The organism is Phenylobacterium sp. (assembly GCF_036264965.1).
Classification (GTDB): domain Bacteria; phylum Pseudomonadota; class Alphaproteobacteria; order Caulobacterales; family Caulobacteraceae; genus Phenylobacterium.
Window position 1 is genome coordinate 1 of sequence record NZ_DATAPY010000081.1, and the last position, 1,777, is coordinate 1,777.

Annotated in this window: 1 protein-coding gene; it reads right to left on the reverse strand. The window is 66.7% G+C overall.

Annotation, left to right across the window (positions count from 1 at the left end; genetic code table 11):
- Positions 1-1,642 (reverse strand): acetyl/propionyl/methylcrotonyl-CoA carboxylase subunit alpha (locus VHS75_RS10460; protein WP_329638558.1); only part of this gene is annotated, 1,642 nt, incomplete at its 3' end.
- Positions 1,643-1,777 lie beyond the last annotated feature (135 nt).

A 1,777-nucleotide genomic window follows, 5' to 3' on the forward strand; every position in this document is an offset into this window, starting at 1 on the left:
GGGCGGCGAAGGCGCGGCCGTCGAGCACGCCCTTGAATACCGGCTGGCCCGGCCGCCAGTCGATGTCCGTGAGCGTTAGCGCGCGGCCTTCATCCAGGAATTCGACACTCAAGGCCGCGCCGTTGGTCACGCGGACCAGCCGGCGCTCGCCGTTCTCGATGACCACCCAGTCCTGGCGCAGCAGCTGCGGCGCCGCACGCGCGGTGATCACCCGGTGCATGGCGCAGGCCACCGCCGCCATCAGATCGCGCTGGAACTCGGTAGGGACGGTCCCGTGGAAGCCGTCGGGGAACTCGTCCTTGATGTAGTTGGTGGAGAGCTTGCCGGAGCGGAACCGCTCCTGGTCCATCACCGCGGCCAGGAAAGGGATGTTCTGGCCCAGGCCCTCGACGTGGAAGTCCTCCAATGCGCGGCCCATGGCGTCCACCGCGCCCAGCCGCGTCTTGGCCCACGTCGACAGCTTGGAGATCATCGGGTCGTAGAACATCGAGATCTCGTCGCCTTCGCGGACCCCGGCGTCGTTGCGGACGTGGGCGCCGGTGGCCAGCTCGCCCTCGGCCGGCGGGTCGTAGCGCACCAAGCGGCCGATGGACGGCAGGAAGCCGCGGTAGGGGTCTTCGGCGTAGATGCGGCTCTCCACGGCCCAGCCGTTGATCTTCAGGTCCTTCTGGCTGAACGCGAGCTTCTCGCCATAGGCCGAGCGGATCATCTGCTCGACCAGATCGAGGCCGGTGATCAGTTCGGTGACCGGGTGCTCCACCTGCAGGCGGGTGTTCATCTCCAGGAAGAAGAAGCTCTTGTCCTGGCCGGCGACGAACTCGACGGTGCCGGCCGAGTCGTAGTTCACCGCCTTGGCGAGGGCGACAGCCTGCTCGCCCATGGCCGCGCGGGTCTTGGCGTCGAGCAGCGGGGACGGCGCCTCTTCGATGACCTTCTGGTTGCGCCGCTGGATCGAGCACTCGCGCTCGAACAGGTGGACGACGTTGCCGTGCTTGTCGCCCAGCACCTGGATCTCGATGTGGCGCGGGCTTTCGATGAACTTCTCGATGAAGATGCGGTCGTCGCCGAAGCTGGCCTTGGCCTCGGCCTTCACCGCCGGGAAGCCCTCTTCCACGTCCTGGGTGTTCCAGGCGACGCGGATGCCCTTGCCGCCACCGCCGGCCGAGGCCTTGATCATCACCGGATAGCCGATCTCCTCGGAGATCCTGATGGCGTGGGCGGTGTCGTCGATCTCGCCGACGTGGCCGGGCACCACGGAAATCTTGGCCCTGGCCGCGAACTTCTTGGACTCGATCTTGTCGCCCATCGCCTCGATGGCGTGCGGGTTGGGGCCGATGAAGACGATCTTCTCCTCGGCGCAGCGCTTGGCGAAGCCGGCGTTCTCCGACAGGAAACCGAAGCCGGGATGGATCGCCTCGGCGCCAGTTTCACGGCAGGCGGCGATGATCTTGTCGGCGACCAGATAGGACTGCGCCGCCGGCGGTGGGCCGATGAACACGCTCTCGTCGGCCATCTCGACGGCCATCGAGTCGGCGTCGGCCTCGGAATAGACGACCACCGTGGCGATCCCCATCCGGCGGCAGGTCTTGATGATACGGACGGCGATTTCGCCCCGGTTGGCGATCAGGATCTTGGAAAACATCTAGCCGAGCACGCGCCTCACTTCCGAACCGAAGGCGGGGACCTTAGATTGACGCACATGAGCACGCCACAACTCTCCCCATCCGGGTTCGACCTCACCCCGCCTACCGCCGAGGAACGCAAGGTCCTGGAGGCC